Origin of the sequence: Nitrospira sp., from assembly GCA_005116745.1 — a bacterium.
Classification (GTDB): Bacteria; Nitrospirota; Nitrospiria; order Nitrospirales; family Nitrospiraceae; genus Nitrospira_D.
The window spans coordinates 1-1408 of the sequence record SWDS01000009.1 but is presented as its reverse complement, the minus strand read 5'-3'; the positions used below and the strand labels follow the sequence as shown (position 1 = coordinate 1408).

Sequence of the window (1408 nt, the reverse complement as noted above, 5' to 3'; positions counted from 1 at the left end):
CAGGGCGGCGTCATTCGGGTATACGGGCTCCTGACGGAGGTGTGGCTCGTGGGGTCCGTGGCCTGTCTCGTCAGGCACACTCTGCCTGAAATGCCGCCTCCGTCACCCGCATCATCCGAGGGGTCGACCGGGATGGTGCCATCTTCTGACCAGAAGACGTGGCTCTGACTGTAGACGAGACCGAGGGATGATGCCTCACCAATCTTCTACAGGAGGAGGGACCCGTGGTCATCACACCACCAGTTGAGCTACGAGTCAGTCTTGATGTGGGGGCCCGGCAACACCATGTTGCGATCGGGCTCTCGAGCGGAGCGGTGCTGGAGGAGTTTGCGATCGCGCACCAGCCCGAAGGGTTTGCGCATTTGTTCGCCCGCATTGAGACGCACCACCAGCACTATCCTGGGCCGGTTGCCGTCGCGATGGAGGGGGACAATGGGTATGCGCGACCGCTGGATCGGCTGATCCAGGCGCGCGGGTATCGGCTCTACAATGTCAACAACCTCAAGTTGGCACGGTTCAAAGAGATCTTTCCAGGAGCCGCCAAGACTGATCGGCTGGATGCGCGCATGGGGCTCGAGCTCTTTCAACTCCGAGAGCATCTGCCGCTCGCCAAAGCCGTGCTGCAAGAAGTCGGTGCCATTCCAGTGGCGAATGAGCGCTTGAAGCGGCGACGACGCCTGGTCAACGAGCGGGTGCGGGTAGTGAATACGCTCCACGCTGATCTCCAGGCGGTCTGTCCGGGATTGATCGCGATTACGCGGGAGGTCAGCAACCAGTGGTTCCTGCACTTTTTGGTCAGTGCGGACACGCTCCCGCAACTAACGCGCCTTCGCAAAGCGACACTCTTACAAATCCCCAGCGTGGGTCGCGCGTATGCCCGCATCATTCAGGACTGGCAGCCACGGGCCCAGTGGAGTCCAGAGGTGGAGTGGGTCGGAGCGATGATTCAGGAAGATGCCCAGCGGGTGCTGGCCCTCGATGCGCAGATCGCGGCCTTGGAGACGACGATGCACCAGGTCGCGCGGGAGTCCACGATCGCCACGACCGTCGCCTCCATCCCGGGATTTGGCCCGATCTGTACCGCCGCGCTCGCAGGGGAAATCGGAACGGTGACACGCTTTCAGCAGGAAAGCAGTCTGGCGTTGTATCTCGGCATGGCCACCTTGGACAACAGCTCCGGCACACGCCACGGCTCCAAGCCACCGAAGCAGGTCAATGTCCGCGCGAAGGCCGCCATGATGATTGCCGTGGATCGGCATCGCAAGTCTGTACCGGAGTCCCAACGCTACTATGCGAAGAAACGCCGGGCAGGGAAATCTCATAACCAGGCCATTCGAGCCCTAGGCCGACACCTGTGCCGGATCATGTATACCCGGCTCAAAACGGAGCGCCCCTACGAAATTCGTCC

At 61.6% G+C, this 1408-nt stretch carries 1 protein-coding gene; it reads left to right on the top strand.

What is annotated here, in order from left to right:
* Nucleotides 1-230 precede the first annotated feature (230 nt).
* Nucleotides 231-1408: IS110 family transposase (locus tag E8D52_13220; protein TKB66944.1), on the top strand; the 1178-nt coding region annotated here is incomplete at its 3' end.